The organism is Amycolatopsis sp. NBC_01307 (genome assembly GCF_035975215.1).
Lineage (GTDB): Bacteria > Actinomycetota > Actinomycetes > Mycobacteriales > Pseudonocardiaceae > Amycolatopsis.
This window is the reverse complement of sequence record NZ_CP108403.1, coordinates 3,061,391-3,083,955: the sequence shown is the minus strand read 5'-3', so window position 1 is coordinate 3,083,955 and position 22,565 is coordinate 3,061,391. Positions and strand designations below refer to the sequence as shown.

25 protein-coding genes are annotated in these 22,565 nt (G+C 72.8%); 11 read left to right on the top strand and 14 right to left on the bottom strand.

Features of this window, described 5'->3' with window-relative positions; genetic code table 11:
* Window position 1 precedes the first annotated feature (1 nt).
* Window positions 2–1,219 (top strand): FAD-dependent monooxygenase, encoded by a 1,218-nt coding sequence (locus OG439_RS12975; protein WP_326949633.1) that lies wholly within the window; start codon window positions 2–4, stop codon window positions 1,217–1,219.
* 24 nt (window positions 1,220–1,243) lie between these two features.
* Here the strand turns inward: OG439_RS12975 and OG439_RS12970 are convergent, their stop codons facing one another.
* From OG439_RS12970 to OG439_RS12950, 5 genes are all read right to left on the bottom strand, one after another.
* Complete coding sequence (locus OG439_RS12970) at window positions 1,244–1,822, bottom strand: DinB family protein (protein ID WP_326949632.1); 579 nt, start codon at window positions 1,820–1,822, stop codon at window positions 1,244–1,246.
* A 153-nt stretch (window positions 1,823–1,975) separates the two neighbouring features.
* Window positions 1,976–3,070 (bottom strand): SWIM zinc finger family protein, encoded by a 1,095-nt coding sequence (locus OG439_RS12965; RefSeq protein ID WP_326949631.1) that lies wholly within the window; start codon window positions 3,068–3,070, stop codon window positions 1,976–1,978.
* Entirely contained in the window at window positions 3,067–5,574 is a 2,508-nt protein-coding gene (locus OG439_RS12960; protein ID WP_442792328.1) for a DEAD/DEAH box helicase, read from the bottom strand. Before OG439_RS12960 ends, OG439_RS12965 begins: the two co-directional genes overlap by 4 nt.
* A 62-nt stretch (window positions 5,575–5,636) precedes the next feature.
* The gene (locus OG439_RS12955; RefSeq protein ID WP_326949629.1) at window positions 5,637–6,419 is read right to left on the bottom strand and encodes an ABC transporter permease; all 783 of its coding nucleotides are present in this window, start codon (window positions 6,417–6,419) and stop codon (window positions 5,637–5,639) included.
* The gene (locus OG439_RS12950) at window positions 6,416–7,342 is read right to left on the bottom strand and encodes an ATP-binding cassette domain-containing protein (protein ID WP_326949628.1); all 927 of its coding nucleotides are present in this window, start codon (window positions 7,340–7,342) and stop codon (window positions 6,416–6,418) included. The genes OG439_RS12955 and OG439_RS12950 overlap by 4 nt, the downstream gene beginning before the upstream one ends.
* Window positions 7,343–7,421: 79 nt before the next feature.
* Here OG439_RS12950 and OG439_RS12945 point away from each other — a divergent pair, with 79 nt between their 5' ends.
* Window positions 7,422–8,207, top strand: coding sequence for a TetR/AcrR family transcriptional regulator (locus tag OG439_RS12945; protein ID WP_326949627.1), 786 nt, complete (start codon window positions 7,422–7,424; stop codon window positions 8,205–8,207).
* Here OG439_RS12945 and OG439_RS12940 read toward each other — a convergent pair.
* On the bottom strand, window positions 8,190–9,362 hold the full coding sequence (locus tag OG439_RS12940) for a cytochrome P450 family protein (RefSeq protein ID WP_326949626.1): 1,173 nt from the start codon (window positions 9,360–9,362) through the stop codon (window positions 8,190–8,192). The genes OG439_RS12945 and OG439_RS12940 overlap by 18 nt on opposite strands.
* A gap of 86 nt (window positions 9,363–9,448) precedes the next feature.
* On the opposite strand from OG439_RS12940, the gene OG439_RS12935 reads away from it, so the two are divergent.
* From OG439_RS12935 to OG439_RS12915, 5 genes are all read left to right on the top strand, one after another.
* Entirely contained in the window at window positions 9,449–10,492 is a 1,044-nt protein-coding gene (locus OG439_RS12935) for a TetR/AcrR family transcriptional regulator (RefSeq protein ID WP_326949625.1), read from the top strand.
* 62 nt (window positions 10,493–10,554) lie between these two features.
* Window positions 10,555–11,832 carry an RNA polymerase sigma factor gene (locus OG439_RS12930; protein ID WP_326949624.1) on the top strand — a complete coding sequence of 426 codons (1,278 nt, stop codon included), beginning with the start codon at window positions 10,555–10,557 and terminating at the stop codon, window positions 11,830–11,832.
* Window positions 11,829–12,632, top strand: coding sequence for an alpha/beta fold hydrolase (locus OG439_RS12925; RefSeq protein ID WP_326949623.1), 804 nt, complete (start codon window positions 11,829–11,831; stop codon window positions 12,630–12,632). The genes OG439_RS12930 and OG439_RS12925 overlap by 4 nt, the downstream gene beginning before the upstream one ends.
* Complete coding sequence (locus OG439_RS12920) at window positions 12,633–12,968, top strand: YciI family protein (RefSeq protein WP_326949622.1); 336 nt, start codon at window positions 12,633–12,635, stop codon at window positions 12,966–12,968.
* Window positions 12,968–13,453 (top strand): GyrI-like domain-containing protein, encoded by a 486-nt coding sequence (locus OG439_RS12915; RefSeq protein WP_326949621.1) that lies wholly within the window; start codon window positions 12,968–12,970, stop codon window positions 13,451–13,453. The genes OG439_RS12920 and OG439_RS12915 overlap by 1 nt, the downstream gene beginning before the upstream one ends.
* 54 nt (window positions 13,454–13,507) lie before the next feature.
* Here the strand turns inward: OG439_RS12915 and OG439_RS12910 are convergent, their stop codons facing one another.
* Window positions 13,508–13,960, bottom strand: a complete 453-nt coding sequence (locus OG439_RS12910) for an anthrone oxygenase family protein (protein ID WP_326949620.1) — start codon at window positions 13,958–13,960, stop codon at window positions 13,508–13,510.
* 17 nt (window positions 13,961–13,977) lie between these two features.
* Window positions 13,978–14,799: an NAD(P)H-binding protein gene (locus tag OG439_RS12905; RefSeq protein WP_326949619.1), complete on the bottom strand. Its 822-nt coding sequence runs from the start codon at window positions 14,797–14,799 to the stop codon at window positions 13,978–13,980.
* An 82-nt stretch (window positions 14,800–14,881) separates the two neighbouring features.
* Here OG439_RS12905 and OG439_RS12900 point away from each other — a divergent pair, with 82 nt between their 5' ends.
* Window positions 14,882–15,826 (top strand): AraC family transcriptional regulator, encoded by a 945-nt coding sequence (locus tag OG439_RS12900; RefSeq protein WP_326949618.1) that lies wholly within the window; start codon window positions 14,882–14,884, stop codon window positions 15,824–15,826.
* Here OG439_RS12900 and OG439_RS12895 read toward each other — a convergent pair.
* The 5 genes from OG439_RS12895 to OG439_RS12875 form a co-directional block, all read right to left on the bottom strand.
* Window positions 15,786–16,220: a YybH family protein gene (locus OG439_RS12895; RefSeq protein WP_326949617.1), complete on the bottom strand. Its 435-nt coding sequence runs from the start codon at window positions 16,218–16,220 to the stop codon at window positions 15,786–15,788. The two genes, OG439_RS12900 and OG439_RS12895, sit on opposite strands and share 41 nt — an antisense overlap.
* Entirely contained in the window at window positions 16,217–16,645 is a 429-nt protein-coding gene (locus OG439_RS12890) for an SRPBCC family protein (protein ID WP_247051788.1), read from the bottom strand. Before OG439_RS12890 ends, OG439_RS12895 begins: the two co-directional genes overlap by 4 nt.
* Window positions 16,642–16,986: an ArsR/SmtB family transcription factor gene (locus tag OG439_RS12885; RefSeq protein WP_326949616.1), complete on the bottom strand. Its 345-nt coding sequence runs from the start codon at window positions 16,984–16,986 to the stop codon at window positions 16,642–16,644. Before OG439_RS12885 ends, OG439_RS12890 begins: the two co-directional genes overlap by 4 nt.
* A gap of 24 nt (window positions 16,987–17,010) precedes the next feature.
* Complete coding sequence (locus OG439_RS12880; RefSeq protein WP_326949615.1) at window positions 17,011–17,931, bottom strand: hypothetical protein; 921 nt, start codon at window positions 17,929–17,931, stop codon at window positions 17,011–17,013.
* An 864-nt stretch (window positions 17,932–18,795) separates the two neighbouring features.
* Window positions 18,796–19,716, bottom strand: a complete 921-nt coding sequence (locus OG439_RS12875) for a class I SAM-dependent methyltransferase (RefSeq protein WP_326949614.1) — start codon at window positions 19,714–19,716, stop codon at window positions 18,796–18,798.
* A gap of 137 nt (window positions 19,717–19,853) precedes the next feature.
* Between OG439_RS12875 and OG439_RS12870 the strand changes: the two genes are divergently transcribed.
* From OG439_RS12870 to OG439_RS12860, 3 genes are read left to right on the top strand one after another with little or no spacing between them, the layout of a single operon-like run.
* Window positions 19,854–20,351, top strand: a complete 498-nt coding sequence (locus tag OG439_RS12870; RefSeq protein ID WP_326949613.1) for a pyridoxamine 5'-phosphate oxidase family protein — start codon at window positions 19,854–19,856, stop codon at window positions 20,349–20,351.
* Between the two features lie 33 nt (window positions 20,352–20,384).
* Window positions 20,385–20,792: a YciI family protein gene (locus tag OG439_RS12865; RefSeq protein ID WP_326949612.1), complete on the top strand. Its 408-nt coding sequence runs from the start codon at window positions 20,385–20,387 to the stop codon at window positions 20,790–20,792.
* A 5-nt stretch (window positions 20,793–20,797) separates the two neighbouring features.
* Window positions 20,798–21,943, top strand: coding sequence for an RNA polymerase sigma factor (locus tag OG439_RS12860; protein ID WP_326951537.1), 1,146 nt, complete (start codon window positions 20,798–20,800; stop codon window positions 21,941–21,943).
* Here OG439_RS12860 and OG439_RS12855 read toward each other — a convergent pair.
* Window positions 21,932–22,564 (bottom strand): 3,4-dihydroxy-2-butanone-4-phosphate synthase, encoded by a 633-nt coding sequence (locus OG439_RS12855; RefSeq protein WP_326949611.1) that lies wholly within the window; start codon window positions 22,562–22,564, stop codon window positions 21,932–21,934. The genes OG439_RS12860 and OG439_RS12855 overlap by 12 nt on opposite strands.
* Between the last annotated feature and the right edge of the window lies 1 nt (window position 22,565).

Sequence of the window (22,565 nt, the reverse complement as noted above, 5' to 3'; positions counted from 1 at the left end):
CATGCGGATACTCGTCCAGGGAGCCAGCATCGCGGGTCCGGTGCTGGCCTATTGGCTCACCAGGTACGGCTTCGACGTCACCGTCGTCGAACGCGCGCCGGCGCTGCGCAAGACCGGCGGCCACGCCGTCGACCTCTTCCGCCCGGCCATGGACATCACCGAACGGATGGGCGTGCTGCCGCGGGTCGAGGCCCTGGCCACCGGCACCACCCGGATGACGCTGCACCGGGAAGGCGCGCGCCGGCCGACCCGGGTGGACCTGGCGAAGCTCTTCCAGGCCACCTCCGACCGGCACGTCGAGGTCATGCGCGACGACCTCAGCGAGATCTACTACGACGCCGGCCGCGACGACGTCGAGTACCTGTTCGGCGACTCGATCACCGCCATCTCCCCCGACGGTTCGGTGACCTTCGACCACGCCGCGTCCCGGAAGTTCGACGTCGTCGTCGGCGCCGACGGCCTGCACTCGAACGTGCGGCGCCTGGTCTTCGGCGAGGAAGCCGGGCAGACGCGGTTCATCGGCGCCTACCTCGCGGTCCTGTCCCTGCCCGACACCCTCGGCCTCGACGGTGAGACCGTCGCCCACCTCGGCGCCGGGCGCACCGCGGCGATCTACAGCGCCCGGCACATGGACGAGGCCCGCGCGGTGTTCCTCTTCCGCCGCGACGAGCCGCTCGACTACCACCACCGCGACGTCGCGCGGCAGAAGCTACTGCTCCGGGAAGCTTTCGCCGGGATGCATCCGCAGGTCGACGGCTGGCTGGCCGAGCTGGCCGGCGAGCGCACGTTCTACTTCGACTCGATCACGCAGCTGCAGCGCGACACCTGGTCCCGGGACCGCGTCACCCTGGTCGGCGACGCCGGGTACTGCCCGGGCCCGGCCGTCGGCGGCAGCACCAGCCTCGCCGTGCTCGGCGCGTACGTCCTGGCCGGCGAGCTGGCCGCGGCGGGTGGTGACCACACGCGGGCGTTCGCCGCCTACGAACGGGAGATGGGCGACCTGGTCCGCAAAAGCCGGGCCTTCGCGCTCGGCGCGGCCCGGAGCCTGATCCCGGGTTCGCGCGCCGGGGTCTGGGCGCTCGCGCGGGGCGGGCAGCTGGTGTCGGCGTTGCCGGCCGGGCTGACCCGGGCGATCGCGAAGCTCAACACCGGCGGCGTGCGGATGCACGACTCGATGACGGTCAAGGACTACGCGGTCACCCCGGTCGTGAGTGGTTAGGGCGGTTCTAACCGCCCTAACCACTCACGACCTCGGCTGGGCGTGCTGGTCGGCGGCCTCCTGGACGCGGGTGAGGTGGCGGGTCCACCAGTCCGCGTCGCCGGCGACGTCGTGGTCGGCGCCCGGGCGGCCGTCGATCGTCTCCCGGATGATGTCGGCGTGGCCGGCGTGCTGCGCGGCCTCGGCCACGACGCGCACCAGCAGGGAGCCGAACGTCGTCCGCCGGTGCTCTTCCGGCCACCACGAGACCGATGCCGGGGCGTCCAGGGGCAGCTGGGCGATCGATTCGTCGGAGTGCTGCCACGCCCGGCGGTAGAGGGTGACCAGCTCCTCGCGGGTCTGCTCGGCCGTGGCCCACATGTCCGCGCTGTCCCAGATCGACGCGTCTTCGACCCACGGCAGTGGCACCGGAGTGGGGCGGCCGACGCTGTCGCCGAGGTACCCGAACTCGACGCCGGCCAGGTGCTTGACCAGGCCCAGCAGGTTGGTCGCCGTCGGCGTCATGGGCCGGCGGACGTCGTACTCGCTCAGCCCGTCCAGCGACGCGAGCAGGCTGTTCCGCGAGTCCTGGAGGTAGCGGTGCAGATCGGCGGCGAGGTCCATGCCGCGCACGCTAGCGCCGGGCACCGACAGAAAGGACCGGGCGGGCGCGCGGGAGGAGCCCGCGCGCCCGCACCCCCAGTGGCCCGGCGGAAGCCGCCGTCACGGGACAGGAGACAGCGAGGTTCGCGCTGGATACCGGGAATTACGGCGCTTTCAGCCCAGCAGCAGACCGGGGTCGGTCTCCGGCGGCCCGGCGGGCCACCACACGCCGTCTTCGCGGCGGTAGGGGTGCCACCGTCCCTGGTGGTCCAGGCGCAGCTGCGTCTCGCCGAGCGTGCAGTGGTTGCGCTCGAACACCGGGTCGACGTCGGCGAGCGCGGCCCGCGCGGCCGCGAGCACCGGCTTCGGCGGCGTCCACGTCGTGTCGAGCACGTCGAGCCCGGCACGGCCACCGTGCGTCCACGCCGCCACTGCCCGGTCGAACTCCGGGCCGTCACCCAGCCGCGCGGCCGGGAACTCCGCCGCCAGCCGGATCGTGTCCTGTCGTCGTCCCGGCCACGGCTCCCCCGCGAGCACCGCGCCGGCCTGCGTCACGGCGTTGGCCACCAGCAGCGCGAACGCCTCGGCGGGCACCCCGGGCGCCGCCGGGATCGACGGCGCCCCCGCGGGCCGGAACTCCGCCAGGTCGGGCAGCTCTCCCGGCGTCCGGTCGGCGTCGGCGGAGACGTCTTCGCGGGGCGCGGTGCGGCTCTCCAGCTCTTCCCGGATCTCCCGCTCGCCCATGCCGCGCATCAGCAGCAGCACGAACGGGTCGGCGTCCAGCAGCCACGACGCCTGGAACGACAACGCCGCCGCGTGCTTGCACGGCAGCTCCCAGCCCGGGCAGTCGCACTCCGGGTCGAGGTCGCCGATCACCGGCAGCAGGTGGACACCGGCGTCGTCGGCCGCCGCCACCAGGTCGGGCGGCATGTCCCGGTCCAGCAACGCCGCCAGGTGCCCGGCACGCGAGGCGACCCGGTCGAGGAAGCGCACCCAGTCCCCTTCGGACAGTTCCGCCAGCGTGAGCTGGGTGCGGTACGGGCCGCCGTCCACGTCATCGACCACGGCCGCGATCCGGCCCGGGCTCACCGTGATCGGCCCGACCAGCCCGGCCGCGGCGTACCGGCGGCCCTGCTTGAGCTGCCGCAGATCCAGCGCGGTGTCCTCCATCGCGCTCACCCAGGCCCGGCCCCACCACGACGTCGCGAACCGCCCGCGCGTCCCGGTCGTCCCGAACGCGGGGAAGCCCCGCACGCGGTCGTCGTTCATCCGCGGCTCCTCAGTTCGACGAGCTCCGCGAGCTCGGTGTCGGACAGTTCGGTCAGCGCCGCCTCGCCCCCGGCCAGCACCGCGTCGGCCAGGGCCCGCTTCTCCCGCAGCATCGCCGCGATCCGGTCCTCGACCGTGCCCTCGGCGACGAGCCGGTGCACCTGCACCGGCCGGGTCTGCCCGATCCGGTACGCCCGGTCGGTCGCCTGGTCTTCGACGGCGGGGTTCCACCAGCGGTCGAAGTGCACGACGTGATCGGCGCGCGTCAGGTTCAGCCCGGTGCCCGCCGCCTTGAGCGACAGCAGGAACACCGGCACCGCGCCGGCCTGGAAGCGCTCGACCAGCTCCTCGCGCCGCGGCACGGGCGTACCGCCGTGCAGCAGCTGCGTGCCGATCCCGCGCGCGGCCAGGTGCTGCTCCAGCAGCCGGGCCATCGCGACGTACTGGGTGAACACCAGCACCGCGCCGCCCTCGGCGAGGATGGTGTCCAGCAGCTCGTCGAGCAGCTCCAGCTTGCCGGAGCGCCCGCCGGGTGCCTTGAGGTACTGGGCCGGGTGGTTGCAGATCTGCTTCAACGCGGTCAGCAGCTTCACGATCCGGCCGCGCCGCGCCATGCCGTCGCTCGCGGCGATGTCGGCCATCATCTCCCGCACGACCGCCTCGTACAGCGCCACCTGCTCCGGGCTGAGCGCCACCGGCCGGTCCGTCTCGGTCTTCGCGGGCAGCTCCGGCGCGATCCCCGGGTCGGACTTGCGGCGCCGCAACAGGAACGGCCGCAGCAACCGGCCGAGCCGTTCCGCCGTCACCGGGTCACCCGCTTCGATCGGCTTCGCCCAGCGCGCCCGGAACTCCGAGAGCGACCCCAGCAGCCCCGGCGTCGTCCAGTCGAGGATCGCCCACAGCTCCGAGAGCGTGTTCTCCACCGGCGTGCCGGTCAACGCCACCCGCGCCGACGCGGGCACCAGCCGCAACGCCTTCGCCGTGCTGGAGCGGTGGTTCTTGACGTGCTGGGCCTCGTCGGCGACCAGCAGCCCCCACCGCACGCCGGCCAGCGGCGCGGGATCGGTCCGCAGCGTCCCGTAGGTCGTCAGGACGAAGCCGCCGATGTCCTCGACGTCGTCGAGCGAGCGGGCCGCACCGTGGAAGCGCCGCACCGGCACGCCCGGGGCGAACCGCCGGATCTCGCGTTCCCAGTTGCCCAGTAGCGACGCCGGGCACACCACCAGCGTCGGGCCGGCCGCCCGGTGCAGGTGCAGCGCGATCAGCGTGACCGTCTTGCCCAGGCCCATGTCGTCGGCGAGACACCCGCCGAGCCCCAGCTCGGTGACGGTGGCCAGCCACTGCAGCCCACGCAGCTGGTAGTCCCGCAGCGACGCGGCCAGCCCGGACGGCGGCACCGGCGGTTGCGGTGGCGCGGCCAGGCGTTCCCGCAGGTCGGCCAGCCAGCCTTCGGTGACGACCTCGACGTGCTCGCCGTCGATCTCGGTGGTGCCGCTCAGCACGGCACCGAGCGCGTCGACCGGGGTCAGCGGCTTGAGCGTCCGCTCGCGGGCCTTCGCCGCGAACGCCGGGTCGATCAGTACCCAGCGGTCGCGCAGCCGCACCACCGGACGTCGCGCCTCGGCGAGGGCGTCCAGTTCGGCCTCGGTCAGGACCTCGTCGCCGAGCGCGAGCTGCCAGTCGAAGGCCAGGGCCCGGCCGCCGCCGAAGAACGACGGCAGGTCACCCGGGGCGTCCCCGGCGGCCACGACGGCCCGTGCGGTGAGCGAACCGGCCAGCTCGGCGGGCCAGTGCACGTCGATCCCGGTCGCCGTCAGCCGTGGGGCTGCGGCCGCGACCAGCTCGGTGAGGTCGTCGCCGGCGAGCGCCAGCTCGTCCGGGGCGGCCGAGGTGAGCAGCGGGCTCAGCGCCGGCCACACCTGCGCGCCCCGCCGCAACGCCAGCACGACGTCGATGCGGGCCCGCGGCCCGAACCGGCCCGTCTCCCACAGCTCCGCGGCGTCCGCGATCTGCCCGGGATCGGCGAGGCTGTGCACCTGGACCACGGCCCGGTAGCGGCCGGCGTCGAAGCCGTCGGGGGCCTCGACGCGCAACGACACCCGGATGCCCGAGTCGAGGCCCGCGGCCAGCTCGTCCGCCCAGTCGCGCACGGCGTCGGCCCGCTGGGGCGCGACCGCGGCGAACAACTTCGTCCCGGCGGCCTTCGCCGCGGCGGGCGTGCGGGGCAGTGTGTCGGCGACGGCGTCGAGGAACGCCCGCAGCAGCGGCCCCGGCGCCCGGTCATCGGCAGGCATCGCGGCGGCCAGGTCACGCAGCCACGCGGCCTCCGCCGGCTGCAGGGGGCCGACGCGCCAGGCGTCGTGCCCGGCCTCGGTGACCCCCGGCAGCAGCCGTCCCGCGGCGACCAGCCGCAGCGCGGCCTTCGCTGCCGTCGCCCAGAACACCGCGGACGGCTCCGGGTCGTCGCTCGCGAGCAACGTCCGCAGACCGTCCGCTATGGACAGTGACTTGTCGTCGAGCACCAGGTGGCCCGCTCGTGGCGGTTCCCCCGGCAGGAAATCGGCGTTCAGTTCCCCAGCCTCCCGAATCGGCGCACGGACAGCGGCACGAACACCGCGAGCAGGACCAGCGGCCAGACCACCGCCATCACCACCGGGTGCGTGCTCACCCAGGACGTCCCCACCACCCCCGGGTTGTCGAACAGGACCCGCGCCGCTGTCACCGTGGAGGACAACGGGTTCCACTCGGCCACGGTTCCCAGCCACGCCGGCATCGTCGCGGTCGCGACGAACGCGCTGGAGAGGAACCCGAACGGGAACTCCAGCGTTTGGGCGAGCGTCACCATCGACGGGTCCGTGGTCAGCAGGCCCAGGTAGATCCCGGCCCACACCAGCGCGGCCCGCAGCAGGAGCAGCAGCGCGAGCGCGGACAGCGTCTCGCCGAGGCTGCCGTGCGGGCGCCAGCCGACCGCGAACCCGCAGCCCACCAGCACGGCCAGCGCGAGGACGGCGTTGACGAGGTCCGCGGCGACCCGGCCGGTGAGCACCGCCGACGGCGCCATCGGCAGCGACCGGAAGCGGTCGGTGACGCCCTTGGTGGCGTCGTCGAGCACCGCGATCATCGTGCCCGACAGGCCGAACGCCATGGTCATGCCGAACATCCCCGGCATCAGGAACTCGCGGTAGGAGCCGCCGCCCGGCACGGTCATCCCGCCACCGAGCAGGTAGGCGAAGATCAGCACCATCAGGATCGGGAACGCCACCACGGTGACGAGCCGGGCCGGACGCCGGGCCAGGTGCGCGAGGTAGCGCTGGGTCAGCGTCCAGCCGTCGGTGATCGCCCAGGTCATCGCGTCACCCCCGTCAGCTCCAGGAACACCTCGTCGAGCGTCGGGTGCCGGAGGGCCACGTCGGCGAACGCCAGCTCGGTCACCGCCAGCTCGCGCACGACGTCGGTCAGCATCGACGGCGCCGCCGGCGCGCTCACCCGCAGCTCCTCGGTGACCGGCTCGGCCCCGGTGACCCGGGCGAGCAACGCCGTCGCCGCGCCCACGACGTCCGGATCGGTCAGCACCAGCTCGATCCGGGTCGCACCGAGGGACCCCTTCAGCTCGGCCGGGCTGCCTTCCGCGATGACGCGGCCGTGCTCGACGAGCGAGATCCGGTCGGCCAGCCGATCGGCTTCTTCGAGGTACTGGGTGGTGAGCAGGACGGTCGTGCCGTCGGCCACCAGGGACCGCACCGCGCGCCAGACCTCGATGCGGCTGCGCGGGTCCAGCCCGGTCGTCGGCTCGTCGAGGAACAGCACCCGCGGGGCCGCGAGCAGGGACGCGGCCAGGTCGAGGCGTCGCCGCATGCCCCCGGAGTACGCGGACACCGGCTTCGACCCGGTGTCCGCGAGGTCGAACCGCGCCAGGAGGTCGTCGGCGCGGCGGGTGGCCTCGCGGCGGCCGAGGTGGTGCAGCCGGCCGAACAACACGAGGTTCTGCCGGCCGGAGAGCAGTTCGTCGACGGCGGTCTGCTGGCCGACGACGCCGATCGCCGCCCGGACCTTCGCCGGTTCGGTGGCGACGTCGAAGCCGGCCACGCGCGCGACGCCGTCGTCGTGCCGCAGGAGTGTGCTCAAGACGCGGACGGCGGTGGTCTTGCCCGCGCCGTTGGGTCCCAGCAGGCCGTGCAGCGTGCCGGCCGGGACCGACAGATCGAACCCGTCGAGGGCGTACGCGGCGCCGTAGCGCTTGCGGAGTCCCTCGGCCTGGATCTGCGGAGTCATCTTCCCCCTTAATTCTGTACTGTGTACGAAGAAGAGGTTAGCACAACTCTGTACGTCGTACGGGGATCGAGTGGGCAGAATGAGCGGCGTGAGCACCGAGGACGACGGCGGCAGTGACCCGCGACGGGGGATCGAGCTGCTCTGGGGCGTCTCCGCGCCCCCGCGACGCGGCCCGAAACCCAAGCTGACCACGGCCGACGTCGTCAAGGCCGGCATCACGATCGCCGACGCCGACAGCCTCGACGCCGTCACGATCCGCCGCGTCGCCGACCACCTCGGCGTCTCCCCCATGTCGCTCTACACCTACGTCCCCGGCCGGGACGAGCTCGTCGAGCTGATGATCGACCACGCCCGTGGCGAGCTGCCGGCCCCCGAACCCGGCCTCGGCTGGCGCGCGGCGCTGACCGCCATCGCCGAAGCGGCCTGGGCCCACTTCCACCGCCACCCCTGGCTGCTGGAAGCCGCCACGACCCGCTCGGTCCTGGGCCCGCACACCTTCGCCAGGTACGAGCACGAGCTGCGCGCGATCGACGGCATCGGCCTGGACGACGTCGAGATGGACTCCGTGATCACCATCGTCAACGGCCTCGTCCGCGCCACCGCGCGCACCTCGGTCGACGCCGCCCGCCTGGTCCGCGCCAGTGGCCTGACCGACGCGCAGTGGTGGGCGCGCGCCGCGCCGGTGCTGGCCGGCATCCCGGCCGCCGACGCGGCGAACTACCCCCTTGCCTCCCGCGTCGGCCAGGCCGCCGGCGAGACGCACAACGCCGCGTCCGACGCCGCCCACAGCTTCCACTTCGGCCTCGCCCGCGTCCTCGACGGCATCGAGACGCTGATCAACGCCCGCTCAGAGGGTCAGCGGTAGCGCCGACGGCCGCCAGGTCCCGCCGTCGGGCGCGCGCGGCACGTCGTCGACCGCCAGCGCGAGGTCCGGGAACCGCGTGAACAGTCCCGACAACGCCACCTCCGCCTGCACCCGCGCGATCGACGCGCCCAGGCAGAAGTGCGGGCCGTGCGAGAACCCCAGCTGCGCCGGCCCGGACCGGGTGACGTCGAGCCGGTCGGCGCCGTCGAACACCCGCGGGTCACGGTCGGCGGCCACCATCGCCGCGGTCACCCGCTCACCCTCCCGAATCAGGGTGCCGTCGATCTCGACGTCCTCGCGCGCGAACCTCGGCGTGGTCAGCAGCTGCGGGCTGCACCAGCGCATCAGCTCCTCGACCGCACCCGGCCACAACGCCGGATCCGCGCGCAGCAGCGCGAGCTGGTCCGGGTGCGTGAGCAGGGCTTCGACGGCGTTGGCGATGAGGTTGACCGGCGTCTGCCCGGCCAGCATGAGGTGCCAGACCAGGGTGACCAGCTCGGTGTCGGTGAGCCGGTCACCGTCCTGGGCGCGGACGAGGTCGCCGATGAGGTCGTCACCCGGCTCGGCGCGGCTGCGCGCGACGACGTCCTTCGCGCCCTCGATGATCACCGGGATGGCCGCGAGGAAGTCCTGGCCCACCCCGCCGGCGACCGCGGCGCCGTACTCGCGCCAGCGCGGCCGGTCCGCCGCGGGGATGCCGACCAGCTCGCAGATGACGTCCATCGGCAGCGGCCGGGCGAAGTGCGGGACCAGGTCGACGACGCCGTCCTCGGCATGGGACGGCAGCTCGTCGAGCAGGTGTCCGGTGATGGCCGCCAGCCGCGGGCGGAACTGCGCGGCCCGCTTCGGGGTGAAGGCGGGCGCCACCAGCCGTCGCAGCCGCAGGTGTTCGACGCCGTCCTGCTCGGCCATGGTCCGCATGTACTCAAGGCAGTGCTCGGGGATGCCCGGCGGGCGCATGAAGCTCTCCGGCTTCACCTCGAACCGCGGGTCGCTCAGCATCGCGCGGGCCTCGGCGTAGCGGGTCAGCGCCCAGAACGGGCCGAAGCCGGGGATCACCAGCCGCGCCACCGCACTCGCCTCCCGCGCCTGGTCGTAGGCGGTGAACGGGTCGGTGAGCACCTTGAGGTCGGTCAGGTCGATCTCGGGGATCATCGGGGACTCCAAATGGTAAGATCAGATGGTCTTGTCATCTGGATGGTCACGGTATCTTGACCGGCAACACCGGGGCAAGGAGGACGATGGCCGGACTCAGCAGAGCGGAAACGCAGGTGCGCAACCGCGCGAAGGTGCTTTCCGCCGCCCGGGACGAGTTCGCCCGGCGCGGCTTCCGCGACGCCAAGATCGACGTCATCGCCGAGCGCGCCGAGCTCACCCGCGGCGCCGTCTACTCCAACTTCCCCGGCAAACGCGCTCTGTACTTCGCGGTACTGGCCGACCTCGCCGAACACGCACCCCGGCTCGCCACTCCGCTGTCGCACCCCAGCGCGTCGGACGCCCTGGCCGCGTTCGCCCGCGCCTGGGTGGCTCGGCTCCCCCTGGCCACCGACAGCGACAGCGAGGACGCCCGGCTCACCCGCGACCTGCTGCCGGAGATCCTCACCGACGAGCACACCCGCCGGCCGTTCGCGCAGCTCATGCGGGTCGACGCGATCCTGCTCGGCCTCGCCCTCGAACGCCTCCGCCCGGGCGGACGCCTGGTGCGCGTCGCCGAAGCCGCGTTGACCACGCTGCACGGCGCGAGCCAGCTCGCGGCCGCCGCACCGGGCTTCGGCGAGCCGTTCCACATCGTCACCGTCTGCGAGCGGCTCCTGGAGCTGGGGCTCGACGACGACTGGCCGGCCGAACCGCCGATCACCTCCCGGCCCCGGCGCGTCGACGAGCCGTGGCACCCGCCCGCCGGGACCGACCTGCTCACCGGCGAGACCGTCCGGCCCGGCGACGGCGTCGTCACCGTCCTCGGCCTGCACCGCGCCGCCGCCTTCGAGGAAGCCGTCCGCACCGGCGCCGACGTCACCGTCGCGCTCGTCACCAGCGACCGCGGCGAACTCGCCCCGCTGACCCGCCTCGCCGTCGCCGACCTGCGCGGCTGCCTCGACCAGGCTGTGGCGCCGCCCCGGGAGCCGCGGCTGCGGATCGTCTGCGACGCCTCGGGCACGCTCGCCGCGGCCGCCGGTGTCACCGCGGTCAGCGACGCCACCGAAACCGCCGTCCGCGTCGAAGGCGGCCGGATCGTCGTGCGCGCCGAAGGGTTCGGCGCCTGCCACGCCGCCGCGACCGGATAGGTGTCGAAACCGGGCCGGGCCGTTCGTCGGGAGGAGTGACAGCAACCGGGAGGAGTGTGGTGGTGGACGTCGAGACGGCCGTCGCCGAGGCGTTCCGCGAGGAGTGGGGCCAGGTCGTGGCCACGCTCATCCGGATCACCGGCGACTGGGACCTCGCCGAAGAGTGCGCGCAGGAGGCCTTCGCGCTCGCCCTGCGCACCTGGCCCCGCGACGGCGTCCCGAAGCGGCCCGGCGCCTGGCTCACCACCGCCGCGCGCAACCGCGCCACCGACCGGCTCCGGCGCGAGACCCTCGGCGCCGCCAAGCTCCGGGAGGCCGGCCGCATGCACATCCCCGAAGACCCCGACACCGGCGACAGCGACGTGCCCGACGACCGGCTGCGGCTGATCTTCACCTGCTGCCACCCGGCGCTGGCCACCGAAGCCCAGGTCGCGCTCGCGCTGCGCACGCTCGCCGGGCTCAGCACCGCCGAGATCGCCCGCGCCTTCCTCGTCCCGGAAGCGACGATGTCGCAGCGGCTCGTGCGGGTGAAGCGCAAGATCCGCCACGCCCGGATCCCCTACCGCGTCCCGCCCGCACATCTGCTGCCCGAACGCACCGCCGCCGTGCTCGGCGTGCTCTACCTGACGTTCAACGAGGGCTACTCCGCCACCGCCGGGCCCGACCTGCTCCGCCCCGACCTCGCCGCCGAAGCCGTCCGCCTCGGCCGCGTGCTGGCCCGGCTGATGCCCGACGAACCCGAAGTCCTGGGCCTGCTCGCGCTGATGCTGCTGCAGCACGCCCGCCGCACCACCCGCGTCGGCCCCGACGGCGAACTCGTCCCGCTCGAAGAGCAGGACCGCACGCGCTGGGACACCGCGCTGATCACCGAAGGCACGCAGCTGCTGGAGACGGCGTTGCGCCGCCGGCAGCCCGGGCCGTACCAGATCCAGGCCGCCATCGCGGCCTGTCACGCCACCGCCGCCACACCCGCCGACACCGACTGGGCGCAGATCGCCGGCCTCTACCGGGAGCTGCGCAAGTTCGTCCCCAGCGCGATCGTCGCACTCAACCGGGCCGTCGCCGTCGGCATGGCCGACGGCCCCCTCGCCGGGCTCGCCCTCCTCGACGAACTGACCGAGGCGCTCGAGGGCTACCACCTGCTGCCGGCCACCCGCGCCGACTTCCTCCGCAGGCTGGGCCGCCACGACGAGGCCGCACACTGGTACGCCACGGCCCGGGACTTGGCCACGACCGCTGCCGAGCGCAGCTACCTCACCCGAAGAATTTCCGAAACGGTGTCTGTTCCGGCCGATCCCATCCGTCGGGTAGGCGAACCCCGATCCGAGGAGACGCCATGACCACCCGCACCCTCGCCGTACCCGGCGCCCGCATCACCTACGACGTCACCGGCAGCGGCCCCGTCCTGCTGCTGATCCCCGGCGGCCCCGCCGACGCCACCGGCTTCGCCCCGATCCGGCCGCTGCTGGCCGAGGACCACACCGTCGTCACGTTCGACCCCCGCGGCATCTCCCGCAGCCCCCTCGACGGCGAACCCGGCGACCACACCCTGCGCGAGCACGCCGACGACGTCCACCGCCTGCTCGCCGAGATCGGCGACGGGCCGGCTGAAGTGTTTGCCAACAGCGGCGGCGCCATCACCATGCTCAACCACGTCGTGCGCCACCCCGGCCAGGTCCGCACCGTCGTCCTGCACGAGCCGCCGGTCACGCGGTACCTCGGCCCGGGCGTGCTCGACGGCCCCGACATCCCGGCGATCTACCGCGAGCACGGCATCGGCGCCGCCATCGGCGCGTTCGCGAAGATGAGCGGCTTCGACATCACCCCGCCCACCGACCCGTCGCCCGAAGAGCTCGCCCGGATGAAGGTGATGGAAGGCAACTTCGCCTACTTCTTCGGCCACCTCATGGCGGCCATCGGCGCCTACGACCCGGACCTCGACGCCCTGCGCGCGGTAACCACCCGGCTGGTCGTCGGCGTCGGCGAGAAGGCCGTCGGGCTGCCCGCCCACGAAGCCGGCCTGGGCCTCGCCGCCGACCTCGGCCTGACCGCCGAGCCGTTCCCCGGCGACCACGGCGGGTTCCTCGCCGAGCCCGCCGCCTTCGCTGTGCGCCTGCGTGAAGTCCTGGAAGGACGTTGAATGCAGTACCTGCTCATGATCTGCGGCGACGAAACCGCCGAAGGACACCAGTACGACGGGTGCGACGGCTGGGGTGAAGACCTGGACCGCCGCGGCAAGATCCGCGGCGGCGGCGGCCTGCGCCCGCCGTCGGAAGCCACCACCATCCGCGTCCGCGACGGCGAGGTCCTGCTCACCGACGGCCCGTTCACCGAGGCCAAGGAGCAGGTCGGCGGGTACGTCGTCCTCGACTGCGACAACCTCGACGAAGCCCTGGAGATCGCGGCCGAGCACCCGGCGGCGACCTACGGCAGTATCGAGGTCCGCCCGATCCGCCCGGCCGAGGAGTTCGCCTGATGCCGTCCGTCGTGGACCTGCCCGCCCAGCGCTACGTCGCCGAGCGCGCCACGCTCGGCATCGCCGAGTTCCCGCGGATCGCCGACCGGCTGCCGCCGTTGATCGGCACGCTGGCCGGTCAGGGGATCGCCCTGGCCGGCGCGCCGTTCTTCCGCTACCGCGTCATCCACCCCGGGACGCGGTTCACCGTCGAGGCCGGCGTCCCGATCGCAGGCGACTTCGCCCCGGCGGAACCGGCGTTCGCCGACGAGCTGCCGGCCGGCAAGTACGTCCTCGACACCTACGTCGGCGCGCCCGACGGCCTGGCCGCCGCCACCGCGTCGGTGCTCGCGTGGGGCGCGGAGCAGGGCGTCACGTGGGACCGCACCGAGGGACCCGACGGCGAGGAATGGGGCTGCCGCCTGGAAGTGCTGCGCACCAACCCGCTGGAGGTACCCGACCCTGCGCAGTGGGTCACCGACCTGCTCTTCCGTCTCGCCGACTGACGTGCCTCGTGAGTGGTAATGAGGGTTAGAACCCTCATTACCACTCACGACCGGTCAGCCACGGCGGGTGAGGAGCGCGGCGACCAGGCAGCCGAAACCCGCCGTGCTCGCCAGGGTGCGCAGTACGTTCCAGCGCACCCACGACGTCTCGAACTGCGCCCGCAGGGTCGCGTAGTCGTCGCCGCCGTTCTCCAGCGCGTTGTTGAGCGGGATGTTCAGCGTCGCGGTGATCACCAGCGTCGCCACCAGGAACACGAATCCCGCGATCACCCACGGCCGCGGCCCGGGGTTGAGGAAGATCGCCACCCCCGCCAGCAGCGGCGCGCCCAGGAACGTCAGCATGAAGACCGGGTTGACGATCGCCACGTTGATCCCGCGCATCGCCTCCACGAACGTCTTGTCGTCACCCCGCGCCAGGCCCGGCAGCACCGAGCACGAGTAGGCGTAGAACAGCCCCGCGAGCAACCCGGCCGCGATCACCGCGGCCACCAGCACCACCGTCGACATCGGTGTCACCTTCCCCTTCACCGGGCCCAGACCCCGGTCGCCGCCGCGTCCCGAGCGAAGTCGGCGAAGTCCGTCGCCGGGCGGCCCAGCACCCGGTCGACGTCGTGCGTCACCGACTCGTTGCGCCCGTCGAGCACCCGGGCGAACAGCTCCGTCAGCGCCTCGGCTTCCGCCGCCGGCACGCCGTAGCCGACGGCCGCGGCGGCGTAGTCCTCGGCGGAAACCGGAACATAGCGGACATCCCGCCCCGACGCGGCCGCAATGTCCGCGGCGGCGTCGGCGAAGGTCAGCAGCCGCGGCCCGGTCAGCTCGTAGAGCCGGCTCGTGTGGCCGGGTTCGGTCAGCGCCTTCACCGCCACGTCGGCGATGTCGCGGACGTCGAGGAACGGCTCGACCACCATCCCCGCGGGCAACGCGATCTCGCCGCCGCGGACGGCGTCGAGCAGGAAGTGCTCGCTGAAGTTCTGCGCGAACCAGCTGCAGCGCAGGATGGTCCAGCCGATGTCCGCCGCGGCGACGATCCGCTCGCACGCCTCGGCCTCCTCCTCACCGCGGCCCGAGAGCAGCACCAGGTGCCGGACGCCCTCGGCGATGGCCAGCTCGGTGAACGCGCGGATGTCGTCGGCCGCGCCGGGCACGACCAGGTCGGGGTAGTAGGTCAGGTAGACGGCGTCGATGCCCTCGAGCACCGGCGCCCAGGTGGCGCGGTCGGCCCAGTCGAACGGCGGCGCGCCCCGCCGGGACGCGATCCGCACCGGCAGATCCCGCTCCCGCAGCCGGTCCGCCACCCGGCGGCCGGTCTTGCCCGTGCCGCCCACCACAAGGAAGTTCGTTGTCATGGCCGTGAGTCAACCGGGCCACGGTGAGACTCTCCATAGTTCACAGCCTCGATGGCATGTTCCAACGTCTACACTCGGACGCATGGATCCGCTCGCCGCGCTGCTCGACGGCCCCCGCGCGCACGGCGCGTTCCTGCTGCGTTCGGTGCTGACCCCACCGTGGTCACTGCGCATCGAAGACCGGGCGCCGCTGACCGTCGTGTCGGTGGTGCGCGGCGAGGCGTGGATCGTGCCCGACGGCGGCGAAGCCGTCCAGCTGCGCGAAGGTGACGTCGCGATCGCGCGCGGCCCGGACCCGTACGTCGTCGCCGACCACCCCAGGACACCGCCGCAGGCGATCATCCTGCCGGGGCAGGAATGCCGCACGCCCGACGGCGGGCACCTCACCGACTACGCCGACCTCGGCGTCCGGACCTGGGGCCACGGCTCCGACGGCCCGGTCGTGCTGCTGACCGGCACCTACGGCATGGAGGGCGAGCTCAGCAAACGGCTCCTCGCGGCGCTGCCAGTGCTGATCGTCCTGCGTGCCACCGACTGGCCGACGCCGCTGGTCGGGCTGCTCGCCGGGGAGATCGGCCGGGACGTCCCGGGCCAGGAAGCCGTCCTCGACCGGCTGCTGGACCTGCTGCTCATCGCGGCGCTGCGAGCGTGGTTCGACCGGCCCGACACCAGCGCGCCCGCCTGGTACCGCGCGCACGACGACCCGATCGTCGGCCAGGCGCTGCGGCTGCTGCAGCACCAGCCGGCCGAGCCGTGGACGGTCGCGAAACTCGCCGCCGACACCGGCGTCTCCCGGGCCGCGCTGGCCCGCCGGTTCGCCACGACCGTCGGCGAGACCCCGATGGCCTACCTGACCGGCTGGCGGCTCGCGCTGGCCGCGGATTTCCTGCGCCAGCAACGGGAAGCGACGATCGGCGCGGTCGCCCACCAGGTCGGCTACGGCAGCGCGTTCGCCCTCAGCACGGCCTTCAAGCGCGAGTTCGGCGTCAGCCCGCAGCAGTACCGGACCCGGGCCGCAGCCGGGTGAGCGCTTCGCCGGTGGCGCCGTCGAACGGGACCGAGCTGTGCTCGTGGACGATCTTCCAGCCGTCATCGTCGCGGCGGAGCCCGGCAGTCGAGCGCACCCACATCGCCACGGCGGTTCCGTCGAGCATGGTGCCGCGCACGCGGAACAGGTAGGACGCGAAGGCGACATCGCCGTCGGCGACGACGTCCAGGTCGCGAATGTCCAGCTCGATCGGGGATCGGTAGGCGCCGAACCACTCCCGCAGCCGGGCCCGTTCCGCTTCACGGCCCGTGTCGCGCAACGGACCGACCGCGTCGAACAACGTGACGTCCTCGGCGTAGCAGGCCAGGAGTGCGTCGAGGTCCTTCGCCGCTACGGCCGCGACGCGGGACTCGATCAGCGCCGTCGGGGTCACTTCAGCTCCTCGCCCAGCTTGTCCAGCCAGTCGCCGGTGCCCTGCTCGCGCCAGGCGGGTTCCTCCGCGCCGTCGAGGAAGGTGCCCTGCTCGGTGAGGACGAGGCGGGTGCCGGCGGCGTCGGGGAGCAGCTCGATCGTCGTCGTCGAGACGGTGGCGAGGGTGTCGCCGCCGGTCAGCGTGGTGGAGTAGACGATCCGCTCGTCGGGGACGATGTCGTGGTAGGTCGAGGCGGCTTCCAGCTTGGTGCCGTTCGGCGCGGTGCCCGTGGTCACCTCGCTGCCGCCGGTGCGGAAGTCCAGCGCGTGGGTTTCCCCGCCGAACCAGCGGGCCTTCGCGGCGGGGTCCGCCCAGGCGTCGAACACGCGCGCGGGTGTCGCGGCGTAGGTGCGTTCCAGGGTGAACGTGCTGTGCGTGACGGTCATGACGACGTTCCTTCCGAGTCACCCGGCTCGAGGAAGTCCCCGAGCCGGTCGAGCTTGCTCTCCCACGCGGTGCGCTGGTGCCCGAGCCAGTGCTCGCCGGCGCGCAGCACCTCCGGCACGATCCGGCAGGTGCGCACCCGGCCGACCTTCTCCGAGTGCACGATCCCGGCCGTTTCGAGCACCTGCAGGTGCTGCACGACGGCGGCGAGCGACATCGGCAGCGGCGCGGCCAGCTCGCTGACCGACGCCGGACCGCGCACGAGCCGCTCCACCAGAGCCCGCCGCGTCCGGTCCCCCAAAGCGCGGAACACCAGGTCCAGCGACTCGTCATGGTTAAGCATGTACTTAAGTTAGGCTCGCTCGACTCATTGGTCAAGTAACTGCTTAAGTGTTGCTGAGACTTCTTCGGCCTTCAGGGCTGCGCGGACCTGGCTCAGCCGGTGGTCGGCGGCGTCGGCCCGGGCGGTACTGGCGCGCAGCTCGGCGCCCAGGTTCGTGGTGGTCTCGTGCATGGACCGGACGGTCTGCTCGTGGGACGCCTGCACCTCGGCGAGCCGCTGGTCGAAGCCGGCGCGGAGCCGTTCGACGTCGGCTCGGGTCCGGTCCGCGTCGGCTTGGGCGCGGTCAGCAGCTTCCTGGCGGGCTTTCGCGTGCTCCTCGCGCGCGGCGTCGAGCTTCTGTGAGACCGCTTCTGCTCGGATTTCGGCGGCGTCCGCCCGAGCCGTCGCGGCTTCCGCTCGCACGTTGGCGTCCTGACCACGGCCGCGTTCGTCGTCGAGCGCGGTCCGGGTGGCGGCGAGTTCGGCGGTGACGGTGGCGATGGTCGTGGCCCGCTCCCCGGCGAGGGTCGCGGCGGCCTCGGCCCGCTCGGCGACGCGGGCGAGCTCATCCCGCACGGCGGCCAGCTGCCCCTCGGCGCGTTGCTGCTCCTGCACGGCGGCCTTCCGGACGGCGCGCTCCTGATCCCGCTCCCGCCCGGCGGCCGTCTTCTCCTTCTCGGCGAGGGCCGCCTGCCGCACGGCTTCTTCGGCGACGTCGCGAGCCTGGGCAGCTTCGGCGTCGGCCCGGCCGCGCTGGAGCCGGTGTTCGTCGGCCTCGGCCAGGGCGGCGTCCCGCTCGGCGAGGGCGGTGGTGGTGGTCGCTTCGAGCTGGTGGCGCAGCGTCGTCAGCGTCTCGACGAGCCCGCGGGCCGGTTCGAGCACCCGGTCGACCTGCCCGGACAACGCCGTGACGGCCGTGTCGTCAAGTGCGGTGTCGCTCTCACGCAGGGACTCGGCGTCGGCCAAGACGGCTTCGGCGTCACGGCAGGTGAGGTTCCGCCGCCCCCAGGTCTTCCCGTCCTGGCAGAACCGCGCCCGGCTCCCCCGGCCCACGGCGGGCGGCAGAGCCGCCCCACACCGTCGGTACTCGCAAACCCGAGCCTGACCAGCATCTTCCGTCATGGTCAAGACTCTATCAAACCTTCTGATTAGAATTAGCAACAGCTGTTCAAAATCAAAAGCTAACTAACGGCATGCTTGAGTTCGGATAAGGTTACATATCCAAACTCAGATGAGCCTGGAGAAGCCTTGAGGCTTGGAGGGGCGCAAAGAGGCGCTCAAAACTAGGACCCCCCTCCCCAGGGCCCGCACACGCCGCCGGACGGAGCGACGGCCAACGCGCGCCGCTCGATGACGGAGGCCGCGATCTGTCCCATCCCCCGCGCGCTGACCGGGTCTGACGGCCGCGCGATCTGACTCACCCCACCGCGCCCGCGCGCTAGTCGGGTCCTGCCGCGGCTTGTCGTGAGTGTTTAGGAGGGTTCTAACCCTCCTAAACACTCAAGACCGGTACCGGTGTGGGGCGTGTGACTTCTGGTGCGGTGGGGTTGGCCTGCGATGGCTGGGTGCCGGACCTGCGTGATGCGGACCAGTAGAGTTCCGGTAGGTGGCCGAACCTTGGTCCGCTGGAAGCCGACTATCGCGACGGTGCGGAACAGCCGCCTGTCGAACGCCAGCCACACGATCCCGGCTGAACACTGACGACAAGCCGCAGCAGACCCGCCGACCGCACCAGCCTCGGCAACCACTGCAGCGGACCGGTGGGTCATCAGAAGCAGGTTCGCTCCAGCCCGGCTGAGCACTCACGACCCCTCGGCAAGGCCGTGGGTGCTAGTTCGGCGGCTCGTTGAGGGTGCCGCTGATGTAGCGCACGTTCCCCAGCCGCAGGCCGTCGGCCTTCAGGGGTGGGAGGTTGACGGCGGCCAGCAGGTCCCCGACCGTGCTTCCGGACAGGGCCCAACCCAGGCCCGCCAGGTAGGGCGCCGCCTCGTTGCGTTCTCCGAAGTAGCGCAGCTTGGCCATTCCCGGGTCGAAACCGCTCTCGCGCCAGCGCTCGGAGACGCGGTCCAGGCTTTCCTTCGTCCGGTCCTCCTCGCCCGGCTTCGGGTTGGGGCGGCTTTCGGTGGCCACGCGGCTGCCCGGCGCGCTGAGTTCGGTGATCGTGTCCAGCAGGCTGTCCTGGGCCTCCGGTGGCAGGTAGCCCAGCAGGCCTTCGGCGCTCCACGCGGTCGGCCGCGCCGGGTCGAAACCGGCTTCACGCAGGGCGGCCGGCCAGTCGTCGCGTAGGTCGGCCGCGGCCACTCGCCGGTCGGCGGTGGGCTCTGCGCCCAGCTCGGCCAGTGCGCGGGTCTTGAACTCGACGACCTGCGGCTGATCGAGCTCGTACACCACGGTCCCGGCCGGCCAGGGCAGCCGGTACGCGCGGGAATCCAGCCCCGAGGCCAGGATCACGGCCTGCGTGATGCCCGCGTTCGCCGCGTCGAGGAAGAAGTCGTCGTAGAACTTGCCGCGGACCTTGGCCACGTCGATCGCCACCTGCTCGACCAGGTCGCCCGGCGGCAGCTCACCGGACGCCAGCCGGGTGAGGAGGTCGACGCCGACCGCCCGGACTAGTGGTTCGGCGAACGGGTCGGCGAAGAGCCCACTGTCCTCACGGGTCGCGATCGCCCGGGCCGCCGCGGCGGCGGTGGCCGTGGTGCCGACGCTGGACGCCAGGTCCCAGGTGTCGCCGTCCTGCCTGGTGGAAGTCATGTTCTGCCCCCGTCTTCGGTTGGAGTCGCCGCACTCTAGGACGGGCCGCGAAAAATTTCGGGACCCGTCCCCCGCGGTGATGTCGAGAATGCGGGACCGGCTCCGTCCCAGGGGCGACAGCGACCACTGGAGGAACCGTGCACCAGACCGAGATCACCGAGATCCTGAACCGCCCGTACAGCCAGGAGCTGCTGGGCCGCGACCTGACCCGGCTGGCCTACGTCGCCAAGGACGGCACCCCGCGCACCATCCCGATCGGGTTCACCTGGACCGGCTCGCAGATCGTCCTCTGCACCCCGAAGAACGCCCCCAAGCTGCACGCCCTGCGCGCCAACCCGGCGGTCGCCCTCACGATCGACACCGAGGTGCACCCGCCCAAGATCCTGCTCATCCGCGGCCAGGCCGAACTGGACGTCGTCGACGGCATCCCGGAGGAGTACCTGCAGATGAACGGCACCTACGAGATGACGCCGGAGCAGCGCGTCGAGTGGGAGGCGGAGGTGCGTGACCTCTACGACGGTATGGTCCGGATCGTCGTGACCCCGACCTGGGCGAAGCTCATCGACTTCGAGCAGACCTTGCCCAGCGCCGTCGAGGAGCTGATGCACGAACGTGCCGCGCGGCAGAGCGCCTGAGTCCCCGAAGACCACCTCGCGAAGGAGATCACCATGACCAAGTACCTGCTGCTCAAGCACTACCGGGGCGCCCCGGCCGCGGTCAACGACGTCCCGATGGACCAGTGGACTCCGGAGGAGCTCACGGCCCACGTCCAGTACATGCAGGACTTCGCCGACCGGCTCGAGAGCACCGGCGAGTTCGTCGAACACCGGCCGCTCTCCCCCGACGGCACGTTCGTCCGGTCCGACGGCGAGGGACGGCCGCCGGTCACCGACGGGCCGTTCGCGGAGACCAAGGACCTGATCGCCGGCTGGACGATCATCGACGTCGACAGCTACGAGCGGGCGCTCGAGCTGGCCGGCGAGCTGTCCGCCGCACCAGGTGCCGGCGGGACGCCGATCCAGGAGTGGCTCGAGGTGCGCCCGTTCCTGACCGCGCCCCCGACGATCACGGAGTGACGTCCGTGGACGAAGCCCTGCTGCGGACCCTCACCCCCACCGTGCTCGGCATCCTCGTCCGGCGCGGCGCCGACTTCGCGGCGGCCGAGGACGCCGTGCAGGACGCCCTGATCGAGGCGCTGCGCACGTGGCCGGACGAGGTGCCGCGCGACCCGCAGGGCTGGCTGATCACCGTGGCGTGGCGCAAGTTCCTCGACGCCACCCGCGCCGAGACGTCCCGGCGGCAGCGCGAGGAGCGCGTCGACGACGAGCCCGCGCCCGAGCCGGGTGCGGCCGTGGACGACACGCTCCAGCTGTACTTCCTGTGCGCGCACCCGTCGCTGACGCCGGCGTCGGCCGTCGCGCTCACGCTGCGCGCGGTCGGCGGCCTGACCACGCGCCAGATCGCGCAGGCCTACCTGGTGCCGGAAGCGACCATGGCCCAGCGGATCAGCCGGGCCAAGAAGACCGTCTCGGGCGTCCGGCTCACGCGGACCGGCGATCTCACCACGGTGCTGCGCGTGCTCTACCTCGTCTTCAACGAGGGCTATGGTGGCAGTGTTGATTTGGCCGCCGAGGCGATCCGGCTCACCCGCCAGCTGGCGGTCGGGACCCACGACGAAGAGGTCGCGGGCCTGCTCGCGCTCATGCTGCTGCACCACGCCCGGCGGCCCGCGCGCACCGGGTCCGACGGCAGTCTTGTACCGCTGGCCGAGCAGGACCGGAGCCGCTGGAACACCCGCCTGATCACCGAGGGCGTCGACATCCTCCAGACGGCGCTGACCGGCGACCGCATGGGCGAGTTCCAGGCCCAGGCGGCCATCGCCGCGCTGCACGCGGACGCGCAGACGGCCGAGGAGACCGACTGGGTGCAGATCGTCGAGTGGTACGACGAGCTGGTGCGTCTCACCGGCAGCCCGGTGGCCCGGCTCAACCGGGCCGTCGCGGTCGGCGAGGCCGACGGCGCCCGAGCCGGCCTCGCGGCGTTGGCGGACCTCGACCCCGCGCTGCCGCGCTACACGGCCGTCTCGGCGTACCTCCACGAGCGCGACGGCGACGCGGCGGGCGCGGCCCGGCTCTACGCCGAGGCCGCCCGGGCGGCGGCCAGCGTGCCGGAGCGCGACCACCTCACACGGCAAGCCGCCCGGCTCAATGCCCGGCTACGCGGCTGACGCCAGCCGGGTCCGGAACCCGCGCAGCATCGCCACGCTCACCGCCGGCAACGCACACTCGCCGCGTAGCCGGTCCAGCTCTTCCGGCTTCGCGAGCCGCGTCGGGTCGGGGGGGCTGACGATGTGCGTGTACACCGCCGCCGGGCCGCAGTGGGCCAGGTCCGCCAGGTCGGACGCCGCTTCGGGGAAGCCAGCGTGGCCGACGACGCCGTCCGGGTGGGTCGCGCGGGTCATCACGTGCCCCGGCCGCTGGAAGTCCGCCGGGCCCGCGGACGGGTCGGCCAAGCGCGAGAGGGTCGTCGCGCGGTCGGTCGCCGAGATGCCCGTGGTGATGCCGTCCGCCGCGTCGACCGTGACGCAGTAGTCCGACGGCCGCTCGAACACGCCCCACATCCTCGGCAAGCCAAGGTCGTCACAGCGGCTCCGCGGCAAAGCTGCGATCAGCAGACCCGAGCCGTGGCGGACCAGGAAGGCCACTCCCGACACCGAAATCTCGGCCAGTGGCAGCACGAACACCGCCTCGCGTCCGTTGTGGACGACCGCGGGCCGGCCCCGGCCCAGCTCGTCGGTGACTTCGGCCAGCGCACGCCGGCTCGGGGACAGTTCCAGTACGGACTTCACC

Bases quoted from the DNA above. Each gene is read 5' to 3' on its own strand.
- OG439_RS12975 (WP_326949633.1), top strand. From the start codon at position 2: ATGCGGATACTCGTCCAGGGAGCCAGCATCGCGGGTCCGGTGCTGGCC.
- OG439_RS12970 (WP_326949632.1), bottom strand. From the start codon at position 1,822: ATGGACCTCGCCGCCGATCTGCACCGCTACCTCCAGGACTCGCGGAAC.
- OG439_RS12965 (WP_326949631.1), bottom strand. From the start codon at position 3,070: ATGAACGACGACCGCGTGCGGGGCTTCCCCGCGTTCGGGACGACCGGG.
- OG439_RS12955 (WP_326949629.1), bottom strand. From the start codon at position 6,419: ATGACCTGGGCGATCACCGACGGCTGGACGCTGACCCAGCGCTACCTC.
- OG439_RS12950 (WP_326949628.1), bottom strand. From the start codon at position 7,342: ATGACTCCGCAGATCCAGGCCGAGGGACTCCGCAAGCGCTACGGCGCC.
- OG439_RS12945 (WP_326949627.1), top strand. From the start codon at position 7,422: ATGAGCGGCGTGAGCACCGAGGACGACGGCGGCAGTGACCCGCGACGG.
- OG439_RS12940 (WP_326949626.1), bottom strand. From the start codon at position 9,362: ATGATCCCCGAGATCGACCTGACCGACCTCAAGGTGCTCACCGACCCG.
- OG439_RS12935 (WP_326949625.1), top strand. From the start codon at position 9,449: ATGGCCGGACTCAGCAGAGCGGAAACGCAGGTGCGCAACCGCGCGAAG.
- OG439_RS12925 (WP_326949623.1), top strand. From the start codon at position 11,829: ATGACCACCCGCACCCTCGCCGTACCCGGCGCCCGCATCACCTACGAC.
- OG439_RS12920 (WP_326949622.1), top strand. From the start codon at position 12,633: ATGCAGTACCTGCTCATGATCTGCGGCGACGAAACCGCCGAAGGACAC.
- OG439_RS12915 (WP_326949621.1), top strand. From the start codon at position 12,968: ATGCCGTCCGTCGTGGACCTGCCCGCCCAGCGCTACGTCGCCGAGCGC.
- OG439_RS12910 (WP_326949620.1), bottom strand. From the start codon at position 13,960: ATGTCGACGGTGGTGCTGGTGGCCGCGGTGATCGCGGCCGGGTTGCTC.
- OG439_RS12905 (WP_326949619.1), bottom strand. From the start codon at position 14,799: ATGACAACGAACTTCCTTGTGGTGGGCGGCACGGGCAAGACCGGCCGC.
- OG439_RS12900 (WP_326949618.1), top strand. From the start codon at position 14,882: ATGGATCCGCTCGCCGCGCTGCTCGACGGCCCCCGCGCGCACGGCGCG.
- OG439_RS12890 (WP_247051788.1), bottom strand. From the start codon at position 16,645: ATGACCGTCACGCACAGCACGTTCACCCTGGAACGCACCTACGCCGCG.
- OG439_RS12885 (WP_326949616.1), bottom strand. From the start codon at position 16,986: ATGCTTAACCATGACGAGTCGCTGGACCTGGTGTTCCGCGCTTTGGGG.
- OG439_RS12875 (WP_326949614.1), bottom strand. From the start codon at position 19,716: ATGACTTCCACCAGGCAGGACGGCGACACCTGGGACCTGGCGTCCAGC.
- OG439_RS12865 (WP_326949612.1), top strand. From the start codon at position 20,385: ATGACCAAGTACCTGCTGCTCAAGCACTACCGGGGCGCCCCGGCCGCG.